The sequence below is a fragment of the Salmonella enterica subsp. diarizonae genome (assembly GCF_008692785.1).
In the GTDB taxonomy this organism is placed as follows: Bacteria; Pseudomonadota; Gammaproteobacteria; order Enterobacterales; family Enterobacteriaceae; genus Salmonella; species Salmonella diarizonae.
This window is the reverse complement of sequence record NZ_VXJV01000008.1, coordinates 43,492-61,184: the sequence shown is the minus strand read 5'-3', so window position 1 is coordinate 61,184 and position 17,693 is coordinate 43,492. Positions and strand designations below refer to the sequence as shown.

Below are 17,693 nucleotides of genomic sequence, written 5' to 3'. Positions count from 1 at the left end.
TCACCTTTCTGAAGTGCTGGGCTGTTTTTGCAAAGCGGTCATTGCAGAAAATGCATGGGGAAAATGGCGGATAATCTGCGTAAAAAAGGACCGGGCTTGTTGAATGGGATAGAAATGATCGCCGTCAATCACCACCGGGCCTGTAACGTGGCTCAGCCACTGACGCCAGGCATCGACCTGCTGCCAGGAGGCTTCGCGATCGTGGCTACCGCACAATAACAGCGCAGGCGTGCGCAGCGGCGGACAGACGTCGGGCGAGTCGTAGTGATAGCTCTCGGTGGCGTCAAAATCAGCGCGCAGAAGAGGAAGAAACAGCGACATTAATTCCTGGTTTTCCCGCAGTTCAGGAGAACATCCGCCAATGTCTATCAGTTCAGCGATAAAGTCGGCATCATCGCGATGGCTGAGCTGGCGTTCAGAATGCAGATGCGGGGCATGGCACCCGGAAATAATCAGTCCTTGCGGCGCATGCCCCCGTTGCTCCAGAAGTCGGCAGGTTTCAAACGCCACCTGCGCCCCCATGCTGTGCCCGGCGAGTAAAAGCGGCGTGTCAGGCGATACGGATGCTTCCAGCTCGTTCGCCAGCAGTGCCGCCAGTTGTGTAATGCTTCTGAGCGGTTCCAGATGGCGAAGGCGATCGCGCCCCGGCCAGATCACCAGAGAAAGCGCGCAATCAGCCAGTTGCTCAGCTTGCCAGTGGCGAAACGCGCTACTGCTGCCGCCAGCGAAAGGGCACATGACCAGATGCGCAGTATTGCCGTTCCGGGCGGGCCACAGCGGGATGCACATTGCAGATTGCGTCACAGCGCCTCCTTATCATCATCGTTGTAGAAACCGGCTAACCGGTCGTGGTGCGGCGGCGTCAGGCGTCTGATCTCCGCATTGCCGGTCTGACGTAGAATCTGCTGCCATAAACGTGATAACGCGATCTGATGTACGCTTTGGCAGGCCGCTGGTGGATGTTCGCCCGCCAGATGGCTGCGCAACTGGTGTAGCAACCAACTGACACCCTCCGGCCCGACGGTTTCGCAGCAGTCACGCCAGCTCAGGGGGGCCGCGCTGCGCGTCAGACCCGGCGGATCGCGCAGGATTTCCGGTCTGCGATAGAGACTGTGAGCGTTCTCCTGATGGTCTGCGACAAACAGGCTGGATGACCAGATGACGGGGCCGTAGCTCGCTTCCAGCGAAAGATGACCTTCCGGCCAGCCCAGCAGCAGGCGGTGCATGATAAGGCTATGCATATCTGGATCGTCAGGATCGAGATAGCGCTGAAGCAGCAGGCAGGCTTCTCCCTTCGGCCAGAAGAGTCTCAGACAGTGAAAATCGCTAAAGCTGCCAACCACGTCGCACTCCACGGCGACGGCATCAACGCCCAGAGCCAGCAACAACAAATCCAGCGTGGAGTAGAGCAACTGACGGCTGGTGGTGGCGTGGACTACTGGCAGCGTTTTAGCCAGGCAGTGACGCAGTTGCTGCGCATCGCGAAGCCATGTGCGTCCCGCGCGCGTATGCGGATAAAATGTGTTTACCCAATAGCAGCAACCCTGTTTCTGCGCCAGCGTTTGTAAGGAACTGATGTCATCCGGGTGGAGGGGATGCTCCTGAATGACGTGTACGCCGCGCGCCAGAAAGTGTCTGGCAAGCTGCGTACCGGTTCCTCCGGCGACGGTTGAACGCACGACAATACAGGCGATATCCGGCATTCTGGTTATCTGTTCCGGCGAGGTATACAGCGGAATGCCAAACGCATGGGCCAGCTCTCTTGAACGGGCGCTTCCTTGCGCCAGCAGGCCAACCAGTTCCAGCCCCTCCGGGGGCTGCATAAAGGCATTCAGGTACATTTCGCCAAATTTGGCGCCCACAATCAGTACGCGTTGTTTTGGGGAGGCGGACGACATCATAACGTGTTCTCCGGTTGCGTTGAGGTTGCGCAAAGCCAGCGCGTAATGTGTTGCGCACAAGCCTGAACGTGGGGGGCTTCCATCATGATTTGCCAGTGGCTGGCTTCAATCACATAGCCGTCGGCGTTGTTTATCCAGCCCTGCCACTCGGTTTCTGCTGGCGTCCAGCGCGCGGGTCTCCCGGCGGCATACACCATGAGACAGGGGACCGGAACGCTTTCGCCCGGCGTATGCTCAGTCAGTAAACGCAGCAGATGCGCGATGTTGTCGAGCCACGTTTCTGCCGCTTGCAGCGTCAGGTTTTGCGACACCATACCGGCCGTTTTAGCGAGACCGATAAAGTCAGCAAGCTGGCTGTCGGGCGTCTGCTGGTCGAAATGTTCGGGTAGCGCCAGAGGCGTTTGTTCTTCGGCTAACAGGCGCAGCAGGGCCGCCCGGTTGTCGCAACAGAAATCCTGTCGGCACACGGGATCGATTAACACCATGCGAACCTGCTCGCCTTTGGCGTACAGGCGCTGTGCGGCACCCGCCGCGAGAAACGCGCCATACGACCAACCCGCCAGCACATAAGGGCCGTGAGGCTGCTGGCGACGGATGCACCCGACATACTCATCGATCATCTGGTCAAGCGTGGCAAAGCGCAGCGGCGATTTTGCTTGCAGGCCGAAAACGCGCCTGTTCAGCGCGCTGGCGAGCGGTAGCCAGGCGCTGATATCGCCGTCCGAAGCGTGGAAGACAAACAGGGTTTCCTCGCCGTCGCCCTGACAAAGGGGAACCGGGTTGTCCTCTCCTGACGTAGCCGTCTGTAGATGGGCGCAGAAGTCGCTCAGCGTCGAATGGCTGAACAGATCCTGAAGGTTAGCCCTGGCAATCCCTCTCCGGTTTAGCTGCGCGACCATCCTTGTCGCCATCAGGCTGTCGCCGCCCAGTTCGAAAAAGTCGTGATGCCTTGCCACGGGGCGAGACAGCAGCGATTGCCAGAGTTCAGCCACCTGTTTTTCCAGCGCCGGATTCCCCCCGGCAACTGGCGTGCGTTTGGCTGGCTCAATCAGCGCATCAGACGGGGCATGCTGCGGCGTAAATAACGTTTCTCTTTGCCGGATCTGTAAAACGGGCAGACCGATGCCAAAGCGCTGCTGTAAATAGCGGCTCACGGCTTCTTTATTCGGGCGATTTACGCCAGGCGAACGCGCCAGCAGCAGATGCTGGCGCAGCGGCGACGATTCCTGCGTGGGCCACGCCAGCTCGTTTGCAAACCCGGCCTGAACGAGAACCTCCTGCCATGCGGAGCGGGTGAGCATCGGTTTCTCATCCCGGCGGCGGAAATCGCGGTATCCGCTTAATCCCTCAATAAAGCCCACGCTCGCCAGTTGGAATACGCTGTTTCGCTCCGTCGCTTCAACGATCAGCAAACGTCCGCCGGCTTTCAGCAACAGTTTTAATCTGCGCAACGTCTGGACGACATGGCTGGCGTCGTGGAGCACATTGACGGCAACGATCAGGTCGTAACCCGCCTCCGGGTGGGCGGTGAAATCCAGCGGCTGGTTGATGTCGAATAAGGCATAAGACACCCGCGATTCATCATGGAAACGGGCTCTGGCGTCATTGAGGAACTGTGCGGAGACGTCCGTGAAGTGGTACGACTGCCGCGTGTTCCGCGTGGCCTTCAGTACCGGCGCGGTAGTGGCTGCGGTTCCGGCGCCAACCTCCAGAATCCGTTCTGCGCCGCACAAGGCGGCAATCTGCGCGATATAGCGATTCAGACAGGCGCTGGCGGGGTTGTCGCGATACAGCGCGTCGGTCACGCGATGCTGCTCGTTGAACAGCAATTCCAGCGGTGAACACTGCCCGGAGAAGAGGGCGTCGTGCCGGGCGATGCAGGTTTCCAGATACTGCGCCAACGCCTGGCTCCATTGGCTTTGCGGGCACGCTTCCTGAGGCTCAGGAATCTCGCTGAGCGGAACGCGGCAGCGCCAGCTTTCACCCTCGCGGATTAACCACTCTCTTTCCGTCAGACACTGTAGCCACTGGCGCAGCAGACGCTGGTGAGATGCTTGCGCGGACAGCGCCTGTACTATTGCGCTAAAGCGATGGGCGATCTCCGGCGTGGTAAACAGGCTGTGACGATTTAGCGTAGCCGCGATCCCCTGTAGCGCACGCGCCTCCAGCCAGCGCCAGGTCGCCTCCAGTTCATCAAGCTGCACCTGCGCAGGCAACGGCAGCGCCAGTTGGGCGAGATCGTGCTCATCGGGCGTCGCCGCTGATGGCGACGGATCATCGGCCATCACGATATCCAGCGTCAACGCGCCTTGTTCGGCTATTTCCGCTCTGGTCTGCCGGATGCCGGGGTATTCGAGCGTCGCCTGCTCAATATCCCGCAGGTCGTAGTCTGTCTGTGCGTTCAGCGGCCAGCGTCGACGGGGAATGTGCCCGGCGATGCCGCTGGCGAGAGTCTTCAGGCTTTCAGGAGCGGCAATGACGGCTTGCAGGATGGCGCAATAGTCATTAAACATTGCCTCGGCAGCGCCGGGTTCCAGCACGTTGTCCATGCAGTACCAGCTAAACATCAACTCGCCGTCGCTCTCCATGACCTGATGATCCAGCCAGACCTGCGGCGTTTGCGTGAACACATAGCAGGGTTCGCCGAACAGATGGCTCATTGCCTGATCGATAGTCATGCCTTCCAGCGTCATCCCCAGCATACTGGTAAACACCACCGGCATCAGCGGTTGACGTTGTGACCCGCGCAGGCGGCCCAGCTCACGGATCACCTCAACACCGTTCATTTCACTGTGCGCCATGTTTTGCCAGAGGCGCTGTTGGGTCTGTTGCATCTGCTCTTGCAACGTCACCGGCGTTGAGAAGTTAAAATCAACCAGCGTGACGGAGGTAAAATCACCAATCAACTGGTTGATTTGCGGATGGATCGGCTGACGATTGAAGAAAGTCAGGTTCAGCGTAAATGCCGTGGTGCGGCTCCAGCGCTCAAGGGTGGCGGCAAACAGCGTGAGCAGTGCGGCAGACGGTGTGACGCCTTGCTGCTGCCAGCGCTGTTTCACGGCCTGCCATTCTTTCTTGCCGATCGTCGATTTGAAAGTGGTGAAGTGTGGCGTTTCCGGGGGTGTTTCAACCACCGGCAGCTCTGGCGCTAAGGGCAGTTGCGGCAGTTTTTCCTGCCAGTAATCCCAGGCATCGTGCCATACCGATGTCTGTCGGCGCGCCTGTTCAGCCATCACATAATCACGGAAGGTGATATCGAGCGGCGCCAGTGTTTCGCCGCGCCAGACTTGCGCCAGATCGTCCATCATGACTTTAAAACTCTGCACATCAAACTGCAAAAGGTCGAGGTTCATGTGCAGGCGGTAATGGCAATCGTCGATTTCGCTGACCACCAGCTCAAAAAGAGGCCACTGGTCGGCAGGCAAAACGCGATAGCTCAGTTCATGCCGCCGTTTTTCCAGCGCTATACACTGTTCTTCCAGGGAAAGCGCGCGCAGATCGTCGCGTGGGATGTGATACTCAGGCGTTGTCGCCAGGACTCGCTGCTGCCCGTCGGCATCAACCACCATACGCAACATATCGTGGCGAGCGATGAGCTGGTTCCATGCTTTCTCCAGTATAGCGAGATCAAACTCATCGTGGCGTTTATCCCACTCAAACAGGACGTGACAGGCGACGCCGCCATAGCCAATGAGGTGGGTTCGCCCCAGCCAGTAGGCGTGCTGAATGGGCGTCAATGGGAAGGGCGCATAACGCTCGTCGGCGTCGTGCCGCAACACTTCCGGCAGCGAAGCGGCAGGCGTCGTCTCTGGCTTAGAACAGATAAGCTGCGTGAGTCCATGAGGAGACAGATCCTGCCACGCCCGTTCCGCATTGATGCGTACGCCCAGGTAGTGCTGAATATCGCTACTGAGTTCAAGGAAGAGCAGCGAGTCCATGCCGAGTTGTAACAGATCCTGGTTTGGGCGCAGTGATGCCGGATCGCTCAGCCTTAGCTGAACCGCAATCCGCTTTTTCAGCCATGCCATCACCGCCGTTTCATCGCTCAGGCTGCCGTTAAAGGCGTTGTCATCAGCAGGAGGAATGACAGGCGTGGCGGCTTTTTCTGTGGCGCTGATGTTAAACAGAGCCTGTTGTAACGGGGGCATTTTGTCGGTAAAAACGCGCATCGCCAGTCGCCACGGGGTGCCGCGCATCACCGCCTGTTCCAGGTGCCAGCAGCCTTCGGCATCGCTTAACGCGCCCATACCGCGGTTGGCGAGCGTCGCCAGCATTTCCGGCGTGGCCGCCCGACCGCTTTCTCCCCATGCGCCCCAGGCGACAGAGAGCGTTTTCGGCGCATCAAGGGTGGAAAACTGCTGGGCCAGCCCGTCCAGGTAGCCGCAGGCCAGCGCATGGGCGCTCTGACCCGGCGCGCCGAGGGTGGCGGCAGCGGAAGAGTAGAGAATAAGATAGCGTCCGTCGTGGTTGCGCAGGGTTTGCAACAGTTGGTTTGCCGCCTGCGCTTTTACCGCAAAAACGGCGGCCAGCTGGTGGTCATCAAGCTCCTGCAAGGGCGCGTCAGCCAATACGCCAGCGGCATGAATCGCTCCGGCAATGCCGCCGTTGGCCGCCAGATCGTCAAGAACCGTGGCCAGTTGCCCGGCATCGCCCACATCACAACGGCAGACGCGCGTTTGCCCGCCCTCCACATCGCGTAGCCATGACTCATCCACGCGCGGTGCCAGCAGGGCGATGCGTCGCGCCCCTTTTTCTCTGAGCCAGTTCACGGCAAGGCGGCCTAATCCACCAAACGCTCCGGTCACCAGATGCCAGCGGTTATCGCCGGTAAACACGTTTGCCGGTAATTCGGCGGCGCATCCCGTATTGGGCGCCAGTGAAGGGAGCCAGAGGGTGTTACCCCGCGCGGCAAGCCAGCGCTGTGATAGTGAGACTGCGCTCAACCCTTGATGTAGCGTTTCCCACGGGGTGTTTTCGGCGAGATCGATGGCGGCAATCAACCGTTCCGGCTGTTCGTTGGCCGCGACGCGAAGCAAGGCCCATAGCGCGTGATGGGACGCAGAGAGCGCTTCATTTTCCTCGACTCGCCACGCGCGGCGAGTGACCACAATCAATCCGGCTGCGCTGGCGGTGAGCGCTGCTATCACTTTTTCCGCTAAGGCCAGCGTATCCTCGCTCTCCTCAACAATCATCAGTCGCGAAGAGGCGTGCGGATCGTGAATGATGCCGTATTGCGCCAGCTCGTCGCGGCGCGCAAGCATACCGGCGCTGAAGTTGAAGGTAAGCGGATGGTCAACGCTGGCGATGTTGAGGGGCGTCCAGCGCCATTGATAATGCGTTTGCGGTGAAGGAAGAGGCGCGGCGGGCGATAGCGGCAGCCACTTACCATCAGGATGACGGGCTTCAACGCGCATCTGACCGCGGGAAAAGGCTTCGTTTTGCCAGCTTAAGCGAACCTCCCCCAGCCACTCCGGGGCGGCGACGAGGGGCGGTTCCACAGACAGAGCGTCGCCATGACGCTGTGAGAGCAGACGCCAGGCCTCCTGCCAGCGGGCGTTAAACTGTTCAGGCTGACCTGCGCAATCAGACCAGTCGGCAAGATAGTCACCGTTATCCGTCAGCGCCTGCCCCAACACGGGTTCTGATGGTGCGGTGAACGTTACGGCACTAACCGCCTGACCGGGCAGCGTGGCGAGAATGATATGTTCGCTCATCCCGGCGGTCGGGCTGTCGTCCTGCGGTAGCCACGCCACTTTGCTGAATCCGGCGTGGCGGCACTGTTGCTGCCACTGAGCGGTGGTGAGGAATAGCTCACCTTCGCGGGCATCGAGATCCTGTAGCGGAAGAACCAGCGGGCCGAAAACGAAATCAAACAGACGCATTGGCTGGGTGATTTCGCGCATCAGCAGACGCCCGCCCGGCTTGAGCAGGGGGCGCAGATTATCGAGCGTGCGGCCAATATGGCGGGTGGCGTGAATCACGTTCGCCGCCACAATGAGATCGTAAGACTGTGCCTGGAAACCCTGCGATTGCGCCTCTTTTTCGAGATCCAGCTCGCTATACTTCACAAAATCATAGTCGGCGAATTTCTGCTGGGCGCGGCGGGTGAACAGCGCCGAGATATCGGTGAAATGGTACTCCAGCGCCGGAACGCCGCTGAGTTCCGGCAGCAGCCACGCGGTGGTGCCGCCGGTTCCGCCGCCAACTTCAAGAATACGCAATGGCTGGCGGGGCTGACGCGTCTGGACAATGCCGCGTAATACCCCAGCGGCGATTTGGTTGAAATAGCGACCAAAGCTGAATTCCTGATACAACACCTCCACGCCGTCAGAGGCGCTTTGCGGGAAGATAATCGCCACCGGTTCTTCCGCGCCGCTCATCATTTCATATAACCGATCGCCGGCACGGGCGATGGTGTCGGGAATAGCCTGAAAACCTTCACAATAACCGGCAAGTTCCGTCAGCAGTGATTCCCGCTGTTGATGTTCAATGGGGCGGGCGCGAGCGTATCGCCCGTCGGTGCAGCGGTAATCGCCGTCGACCACGCAGTTATTCAGCAGGCGCTGGAGTAGCTGCTGGTAGCGGGGCAGCAGACGTCCACGGCGCATGATGGTCATGGCGTCCACACCGTTTTCAATGGCATCGTCGGTACAGCGTTGTACCAGTTGATCGACGTAGATGGCGTGCAGTCGCGTGGCGCACTGTTTAAGCGCTTCCAGACGGGGGAGATCGAGCGCTGTCGCGGCGCGACTCGCCACCTCCAGCCCGGCAGACAGCGATGCGTCGGCAGGCTCGCAGGCCGGGGAGACGTGTTCTTTCCAGTAACGCTCAGTATCAAACGGATAACATGGCGCAGCGATACGTTGTCCATCGCCCGCCAGTAGGTCGGCCCACGGTAGGGCGACGCCGGCAGCGTAAAGCTGGAGCAGGGCCTGATTGAGGACATCGCTCGCCTCTTTGTTACGCCGGGCGCTGGCTATCCAGTATGCGTTATCGCGGTATTCGCGCTGCCCGGAAGCAGCCAACTGGGCATCGGGTCCCATCTCCAGAAAAACGCGGGCGCCGAGCTGATGCGCCATCTGGATACTCTGGATAAAACGCACCGGCTGACGCATGTGTCGGCGCCAGTAATCCGCCTGGTTGAGCGTTGACTCATCAATGACGTCGGCGGTGAGCGTGGAAATAATCGGTATTTGCCCCGGCTCTGCGTGCAGCCCCGCGCAGGCGGCCTGGAACCGATCGAGTATCGGTTCCAGTAAAGCGGAGTGCGCCGCGCCGGTTACGCTCAGGCGACGATAGTCAATGTCATGCTGCGAGAGCGTGGCGCAAAATATCGCGAGACGGGCTTCCGGCCCGGAAAATACCGTATGTTGCGTACCGTTGTTGGCGGCGAGATCCAGCTCAAACTGACGAGCCAGCGGCATCAGCGTGTCTTCGTCTGCAAATACCGCCACCATTGCGCCGCTTGCGCACTGCTGCATCAGTGCGCCGCGTCGACAAACCAGTGGCATGACCTGTTCAATCGTATAGTGTCCGCAGACGACGGCAGCGGCAAATTCACCGACGGAATGCCCAATGGCGAAATCTGGCTTCAGTCCTTCAGCGCGCCAGTGCGCCGCCATCGCGATTTCAAACGCGACAATCGCTGGCTGCGCCCAGGCCATATTGTCCAGCTGCGCCGAATCGGGGTTAAACATCGCTTCGCGCAGTGACGGCGTGAGCATTTCGCTACAGGCGGAAAAACAGCGATCCAGCGTGTCGGCAAACGCCGTTGAGTGCCGGTACATTGTCTGACCCATAGTGCGCCAGTGCGAGCCCTGGCCGGTAAACAGCCACACCTGCTTGCCGCTGGCACCGTGGCCGCTGTAAACCTGCGCCCCCGATTTCTCACCGGCCCAGGCGCTGAGCGCCGCAGCGGTTTCACGGTTTAATGGCGCTGCCAGGCGGAAGGGAAGATCGAGACGGCGCGCGTACAGGGCCGTGAAGGCCAGAGAGCGGGCATCCGCATTATCCCTTAGCGCTCCGGCATAATCCGTCGCCAGCCGCCGCAACGCGCTGTCGCTGGCGGCGCTGAGCAGCAACGCGGTACTTTTTCTGCCGCCATCCGTATTGGGGAGGCGCGCGTTGAGCGCGTCAGGCAGCGAGGCGACGATCATATGGCAGTTGGTGCCGCCAATACCAAAGGAGGAGACGCCCGCATAACGCATTTCGTCCTGCCACGCCTGCGCTGACACCGGTATGGTAAAGGGGCTCTCTTCAAGTTTCAGCGCCGGGTTGGGGGTGTGAAAATTCAGTAAGGGTGGAATTTGTCCGCGGCTGACTGCCAGAACGGTTTTTAGCAGTCCGGCAATGCCCGCCGCGGTATCCAGATGCCCCATATTACTTTTCACGGAACCGAGCGCACAGCGCTGATCCTGCGGGCGAGGCGCATAGACGTTGCGTAACGCTTCAATTTCAATCGCGTCGCCCAACGGTGTGCCGGTGCCGTGGGTTTCAATGTAACCTACCTGCCTGTCGTCGATGGCCGCCAGCATTAACGCCTCTTCGATGACCGCCTGTTGCCCTGCGACGGAAGGGGCGGTATAGCCGACCTTTCTGTTGCCGTCGTTGTTGACCGCGCTGGAGAGGATCACCGAGATAATCGGATCGCCTGACAGTAGCGCATCTCTCAGGCGACGTAACACCACGCAGCCGAGACCGTTACCGGCCCAGGTGCCCTCAGCCGAGGCGTCAAAGGGACGACAGTGACCATCAGGAGAGAAAATCATTCCGGGCTGGTAGCGATAGCCTGCCTGCTGGGGGAAAGAGAGCGCCACGCCGCCGGCAACCGCCATATCGGATTCGCCTGCGCGCAGGCTTTCACAGGCCAGATGCACGGCAACCAGCGAGCTGGAGCAGGCGGTCTGTACCGATAACGCCGGGCCGTGCAGGTTGAGTTTGTACGCGGCGCGGGTGGCAATATAGTCTTTATCATTGCCCATCAGAGATTGCAGACCCTTTACCTGCGCGACTTCTGTCACGTTCAATGCTTCGCGACCGGGGTAGGTACTCATCCGGGAAGAGGCGAAAACACCGGTCTTATGGGGGACGGCGCCGGGGGCATAACCGGCATGTTCCAGCGCATGCCAGACCGCCTGCAAAAACAGGCGCTGCTGCGGGTCCATCGACTCCGCTTCCTGTCGCGAATAGCCAAACAGGGTGGCGTCGAAGCAGTCGGCGTTGTCTAACACCGTACCGATATTGACATAATGAGGATCGTCAATGGTGGCGGCATCCAGACCGACGGCCAGAAGCTCTTCGCGCGTAAAGCGTCGGCTGCATTCACGACCTTCCAGCAGGTTTTGCCAGAACGTTTCGCCATCCGGCGATTCAGGAAAATGGCAGGCGTAGCCGATAACCGCGACAGGTTCGCAGTCCGGGTAGTGTTGAGCGATCGATGCATCAATGGAATCTGCTGTCGGCGCAGAAGAGAAGCGCAAGTTATCCATAATCGGTCTCGTTTCCTAAGATTCACAAAGTCAATGGAACGCCATGCGTTCGCGATGGCGTTTTGGGGAAAATCAGTTTGCTTCGCGCTATATCCGCCGCTGACGACGGCGAACAGGGCGAGGATGTTTTGTTTTTTCCACCGTGGCGACGCCGGCCAGATAATCGGCCAGGGCGGCAGGAGAAGGGTGGGTGAAGAGGTCAAGCAACGTCAGGGTGGAAAATTCGTGACGTTGTAACAAAACGTGCAGTTGCACCAGATTCAGTGACGTTGCGCCCGCCTCAAAGAAGTTTTCTGCGGGCGTGACAGACTCGCCAACCACCTCGCGGAAGGCGTCGCAAATCAGGCTGACGGTGCTCTCGTCCGCCGCAATGTGTGGCTGAGAGTGCTCAGGGCATACGCGCGGTGAGCGATCTGCGCATTGCCCTGCGTATTTAACGGGAGGCACCAGCGCGGCGAGCGGCAGTTGCCAGCCGCTTTCATCCTCGGCCATTCGGTTTAGCAATGCGCAATACTGTTCAAACTGGCGCTCCACCTGCCCGGCAGGAAACAGCGCGGCGACAAAATCCCAGTTAAAGCGCAGTTCGCCTTCGGATTCATAAACCTGGTGATCGAGCCAGACCTGCGGCGTCTGGGAGATGCCCCAGACCGGTTTGAGCAGATTACACCGGGCGAGGAAGTTATCCTGCTCAAAGCCCAGCGCGCTGGTAAAGACGACGGGCATCGGAGTGGCTGGCACGTTTTGCCGTTGCGCCAGTTGACGCATCACGCGGATGGCTGACACATCGCGGTGGTTCAGGTTCTGGCTCAGCCGCTGCTGTAGTGACTGCGCGGTGTGCAGCCAGCTTTCGCCGGGATGCCAGCTCAGCAGCATCAGCGAGGTGAAATCGCCCAGAATCTGGTTGATTTGCGGGTGCAGCGGCCGCCTGTCGAAAAGCGTAAGGTTAAGCGTGAACTCAGGCTGCGCACTCCATGCAGAGAGAACCGTTGACCACACCGATAACAGTACGGCCGACGGGGTGAGATGGGCGTCAGCCGCCCGTTTTTTCAGACGATGCCAGCGCGTGTTGTCCAGCGCGCCGTTCAGGCGGGTGAAGCGCGGTGTTTCAACCTCCTGAGGCAAGCAGCGCAGCGGCAACGCAGGCGCCGGAGGAATATCATCAAGCTGCGCCTGCCACCATGCCAGAGAATCTGGATTGGGCGACTGTAGCGAGGGGTGTTGCAGATAATCCCTGAAGGTGACGGGCAGCGGCGGAGGCAACTGCTGCGGGTAGCGGTAGCCGTGCTCCAGCTCCGCCAGCAGGATCTGCATGCTCAGACCGTCAAGCAACAGGTTATCCAGACACAGCCACAGGCGGGCGGGCATCCCGCCCACGTATCCGACCTGGAGATCGAATACCGGCCACACTTCGGGGTTGAGTACCTGATGCGCCAGTTTTTCGCGCACCCGCAACGCCTCTTCAGGCGTATGGAGGGTGTGTGCGGTTATCACCCAGTGGGGCGTCTGTTCGAGCACCTGTTGCTGTCCATCACGTACGACGGCTCGAAGCATATCGTGGCGGGCGATTAATCGGTTCCAGACCGTCTCCAGCCGGGTGAGGTCCAGATCGGCAATTTCAAATTCAACAAAGAAATGTGAGCCGACGCCGCCCAGGGCAAAGCCCGGCTGACGCCCCACCAGGTAAGCCTGCTGCACGTCGGTAAGCGCAAAGGGCTGGTAGCGATCTTCAGGGGTGTGGACGAATGGTTGTTCGACCGGGACGTCGATTTTACGCAGCGTGGCGGCAAAATCCGCCAGCCGGGGATGATTAAACAGGTCGCTTAATTGCGCTTCATAACCTGCCTGATGAAGTTGTCCGGTCAGACGGGTCGCCAGCAGGCTATCGCCGCCTTGCTGGAAGAAGTCGGTTTCTCTGGTGACATTGCCAGTCGATAAGAGTTGCTGCCAGAGGGCGGCAACCTGTTTTTCAATGTCGCCCTGGGGTAAATCCGCTTCGGCCTGGTTTTCTGCTTCAGGAGTATGACGACGCTTCAGCGCCTGATAGTCAATCTTCCCGTTAGCCGTCAGCGGTAAGGCGTCGAGGAAGACGATCCGTTGCGGCACCATCCACCCCGGCAGGCGTCCGGCGAGGGCGGCCTGAAGTTGACGGGGATCGCGGCGCACCTGGCTATCGGGACATTGTACGAGGAAGCGTTGTAACCCCGCGACCTCATCGCCATGCTGACAGTTGAAGGCGGCTGCGCTAAATAACGCCGCCCAGTCGGCACTGTTATGCAGCAGGGCCTCCGGCTGTCCATCGGTTAACAGGAGCGTGCTGAGCAAGGCGGACGGCGTTAACTGGCGAAACTCCATCACGTAGAGCAGCGCGCCGGGAACGGCAAGCTGTTGTAATGTCGCAAGGAGCCCGGGATCTTCCGGCAGCAGACGATGCAGGGCGTTATTAAGCCAGATAATGTCCGCCGAGTGAGCGTGCGCCGCCAGCGTGTCTGCATTCCAGGGGGACAGACGGGCACCAGGCCAGGGGACGAGCCTCTGCCGGGCGCTCAGGAGCATCTCCTGGCTCTGCTCAAGCCCGACATACTCAACCTGTCCGGCGTTGAGTTGTACTAACAGCGATTCTGCGGCGCGGCCGGTGCGGGTTCCCACCTCAAGCAGGCGTACCGGGCGCTGTAAGCGCTGTGCAAGCTGTTGGCAAATTGTCGCCAGTTCCTGAATATATGGGGCGCTGGCCGGATGGTTGAAGGCCAGGCTTTCCGGCGACCACTGCGCGTCGTTCAGTAACGACAGTTCGTCGCGGGTGCCGCGAAGAATTTGCGATAACGTTAAATCATGTCCGCTGAAATTCGGGTGCTCATCCTTGCGTTCTTCACCAGCGCAGACCTGATAACCTTCAGCTGCGGGCTTCAGTCGCCGTTGCGTCACCAGAAATGCTAACCAGCGTTCCACCACGGCCTGCCAGCGCGGCTGGATAGCGAGTGAGTTCATCAGGGGGAGAGGATCGGCGCCAGCGGTGTGACCCGGCTTCAGTTTTAACAGGCGATGCTGAAGGAAATCGGCTACCTGTTCTGCGGAGATCTCTGGCGAGATAGCACAACAGGGCAACGTTCCCGCAAGCGTGTGCCACGCCTGCGGCAGTGCCGGGTCCCGATGATCGGTAACGCAAAAAGCCTCGCCCTGAGGAACCACGTATGCCGCCAGCGTTTTTTCTTTTTCGCCGATCGCCAGAACGGTTGCTTGTTTCACCCCCGCCAACTGGCTGAGTGCGCTTTCGATTTCGCCCAGCTCGATGCGATATCCTCCGACTTTGACCTGCTTGTCGCGACGACCGAGGAACTCTATTGTGCCGTCTGGCCAGTAGCAGCCGAGATCGCCGGTGCGATACCAGCGCTCGTCCGGGTGCGTCAAAAATTGCTGCTCGCTGCGCAGGGGATCGTTGAAATAGCCTTCCGCGACCCCGATGCCGCCAATCCATAATTCGCCCGGCACCCAGTCAGGGCAGTCCCGGCCCCGTTCATCCACCACCCGGTAGCGTTGGTTGGTTAGCGGGAAACCGTAAGGGATGGAACGCCAGTGGGCGGGGACGTCGTGAATTTCGCAGGCGTTAGACCAGATAGACGCCTCGGTAGCGCCGCCCATCGCGATAAATTGTCCTTGTGGCCGGAAGGCCCGATAACGGGCGGGGAGGTCAAGCCCGATCCAGTCGCCGGAAAGCATCACTGCGCGCAGATTTTCCGGCGTGGCGTCGGCGAAACCTTCACACCAGGTCAGCAGCATATCGAACAGCGCCGGGACGCTGTTCCAGAGCGTGACCTGATGGCGCTGGATCAGCTCACACCATGCATGAGGATCGCGCCGTTGATTTTCCATCACCATCACCAGCGCGCCGCCCGCGCGCAGTACGCCAAAAATGTCGTAAACCGATAAATCAAAATGCAGGGCGGAGAGGGCCAGCACCCTGTCACCGGGGCCAACCTGATAGCGGGTATTGATATCGCAACAGGTGTTGAGCGCTCCCCGGTGAGAAATGACCACCCCTTTCGGCGTGCCGGTAGAGCCGGAGGTGTAGATAATGTAGGCCGGTTGCGTGGGGGCGCGTACCACCGGGTTGGCGATCGGCTCCGCCTCAATGGCCTGCTGCCAGGCAAGGACGGGAATATCGTCTGACCAGGCGCTGGCGTCGTGCTGGCAAATGAGCACCAGCCGGACGCTGGCGTCAGCGTAGATTTTCTCGCGCCGTGCGGCAGGCTGGTCCAGCGAAACCGGAACGTAAACCGCCCCGGCCAGCAGGGCGGCCAGAACCGCAACAAGTTGTCCTGCGCCTTTCGACATCGTGATAGCCACATTATCGCCGGGCTGAACCCCGCACTCGATTAACCTGCTCGCGCCACGGCGGGCATAGTCTGTCAGCTCATAATAATTCCACTGATAACGCATGTCCGTTACCGCCAGCGCCTGTGGCTGTTGCAGAGCGATACGGAAAATGCCTTCATGCAGCAAGCCTTCGGGAATGGGGGCACCGGTGGCGTTGACCCGTTCGCGTATCGCGCGCTGGCGGGCGGGCATCATATCTGCAAACGGCTTTTGCCAGGCGCTTTCGTCATCGCAGAGTTGGTTAATCAACTGGCAGTAGGCGTCGAACAACGTTTCGACTAACGCCGGAGGGAACAGCGCGTCATTGCTGTCCCATTGCAGCCAGACCTCGCCGTGATGCTCGAACGCCAGATGATCTATCCAGACCTGCGGCGTTTGCGAGATGCCCCATTCCGGCTCGCCCAACGGCGATTCTGCGCGGCTGCTGTAGAGGGAACGTCCCAGATTGCTGGTAAATACCACCGGGGCACCGTGGGGGTAGCGCTGCTGGCGTTTGAGTTCACGGAGTAATTCGACGCCGGACCAGTGACGATGCTCCCAGTCCTCCGTAAACGTGAGCTGGTTTTTACGCGCCAGGTTGCTGACGGTATCGCCATCGCAGGCGGTATCCAGCAGAAGAATATTGGTGAAATCGGCAAGCATCGCGCCAACTGCCGGGTGCAACGGCTGGCGGTCGAATAAGGTGATGTTAAGCAGCAGACGCGTCAGGCCGCCCCAGCGAGCCAGCACGGCAGAAAAACAGGTCGCCAGCGCCATTGTCGGCGTCACGCCATACTCGCCGGCCCGGTTGCTAAAGGCGTGCCAGCGTGTTGCCGGGACAATCATGCGGCGCCGGGTATTACGGACTTCGCGCAGTGTGGCGGGTTCGCAGGCCAGCGGCAAGACGGGTGCGGGGGGAAGCGTCGATGCTTTCGCCAGCCAGTAAGCGCGTGCGTTGTCTCTCAGTGGTTGATTGATCTTCTGCTGGTGCAGCAAATACGAACGGAAATCATAGCGGGTGTCGATAGCCGACAGCGATTCTCCGGCCAGCAGGGCGTTAAGCTCATCGAAGAAAAGCGTAAAGCTGGAGGCATCCATAATCAGCAGGTCAATATTGACATGGAGGCGGTGGCGATTGTCCGGCAAGAGCGTCAACTGAAAATCAAACGTTTCGCCGATTTCCACGCGTAAAAGACGGTGGCTCAGGCGCTGGCGCAGTACTTCCAGATAGGCCTGACGGCTTTCAGCGTCGTTATGGCGTAAATCATGAACGGTGACGCCGTTCCAGTAAGGTTGCGGTAGCCAGACCTGCTGCCCGTCGGGGCGAAAGGCGATATGCAGCATTGGGTGGCGTTGCAGCAAGGTCGTGATGGCCTGCTCCAGTTGCAACGCCGTCAGACAATGGCCTTCAAACTCCTGATACAGGTGGCAACCCACGCCGCCAAGCGTCTGCCCCGGCATGCGGCCCGTCAGGTAGGCGTGCTGTACCGGCGTCAATGGGAAGGGGGTACTTTCGGTCATATTCGGCCAGGATGATTCGTCGGGCAGCGTTTCTTCTTCCGCGTTCTCCGGCGACCGGCTGAGCATTAACTGGTTCCATGCCGCCAGCGTGGGGGCGGCATACAGCTCGCGAAGGGTAAGGCGGTAGCCATTTTTACGAAACCAGTGTAACCATCTCATCAACCTTATGGAATCCAGGCCGGCCTGGATCAGATTGCTCTCTTCATGTAACTGCTGCGGCGTTAAATTCAGTTCCTGTATAAGCCGCTCGCGTAATTGTTGGTAATCAGCCGCGTGGCGGTTGTCCGGTAACAGCGAATCCTGAGATGGTGCGCCAGAAATCATTCTTCCTCCTGATGGCACGTCTTACCGAAAAGCATTGTTAATATGAGAATAATAATTATTAACAATTGGACGCTACCCGAAACGGGTTTATTTATGCCCGTTTCGGGTT

4 protein-coding genes are annotated in these 17,693 nt (G+C 59.7%); all 4 read right to left on the bottom strand.

All coding sequences use genetic code 11. The annotated features are described in order from the left end of the window. A complete protein-coding gene (ybtT, locus tag F4V72_RS16965) occupies positions 1–804 on the bottom strand; it encodes a yersiniabactin biosynthesis thioesterase YbtT (protein ID WP_023247668.1) in 804 nt (267 codons plus the stop codon). Beyond that, a complete protein-coding gene (ybtU, locus tag F4V72_RS16960) occupies positions 801–1,901 on the bottom strand; it encodes a yersiniabactin biosynthesis oxidoreductase YbtU (RefSeq protein WP_150342482.1) in 1,101 nt (366 codons plus the stop codon). Before ybtU ends, ybtT begins: the two co-directional genes overlap by 4 nt. Then, on the bottom strand, positions 1,898–11,389 hold the full coding sequence (gene irp1 / locus F4V72_RS16955; protein WP_150342481.1) for a yersiniabactin polyketide synthase HMWP1: 9,492 nt from the start codon (positions 11,387–11,389) through the stop codon (positions 1,898–1,900). Before irp1 ends, ybtU begins: the two co-directional genes overlap by 4 nt. Before the next feature lie 87 nt (positions 11,390–11,476). Beyond that, complete coding sequence (irp2, locus tag F4V72_RS16950) at positions 11,477–17,584, bottom strand: yersiniabactin non-ribosomal peptide synthetase HMWP2 (protein WP_136058306.1); 6,108 nt, start codon at positions 17,582–17,584, stop codon at positions 11,477–11,479. Positions 17,585–17,693: the final 109 nt, after the last annotated feature.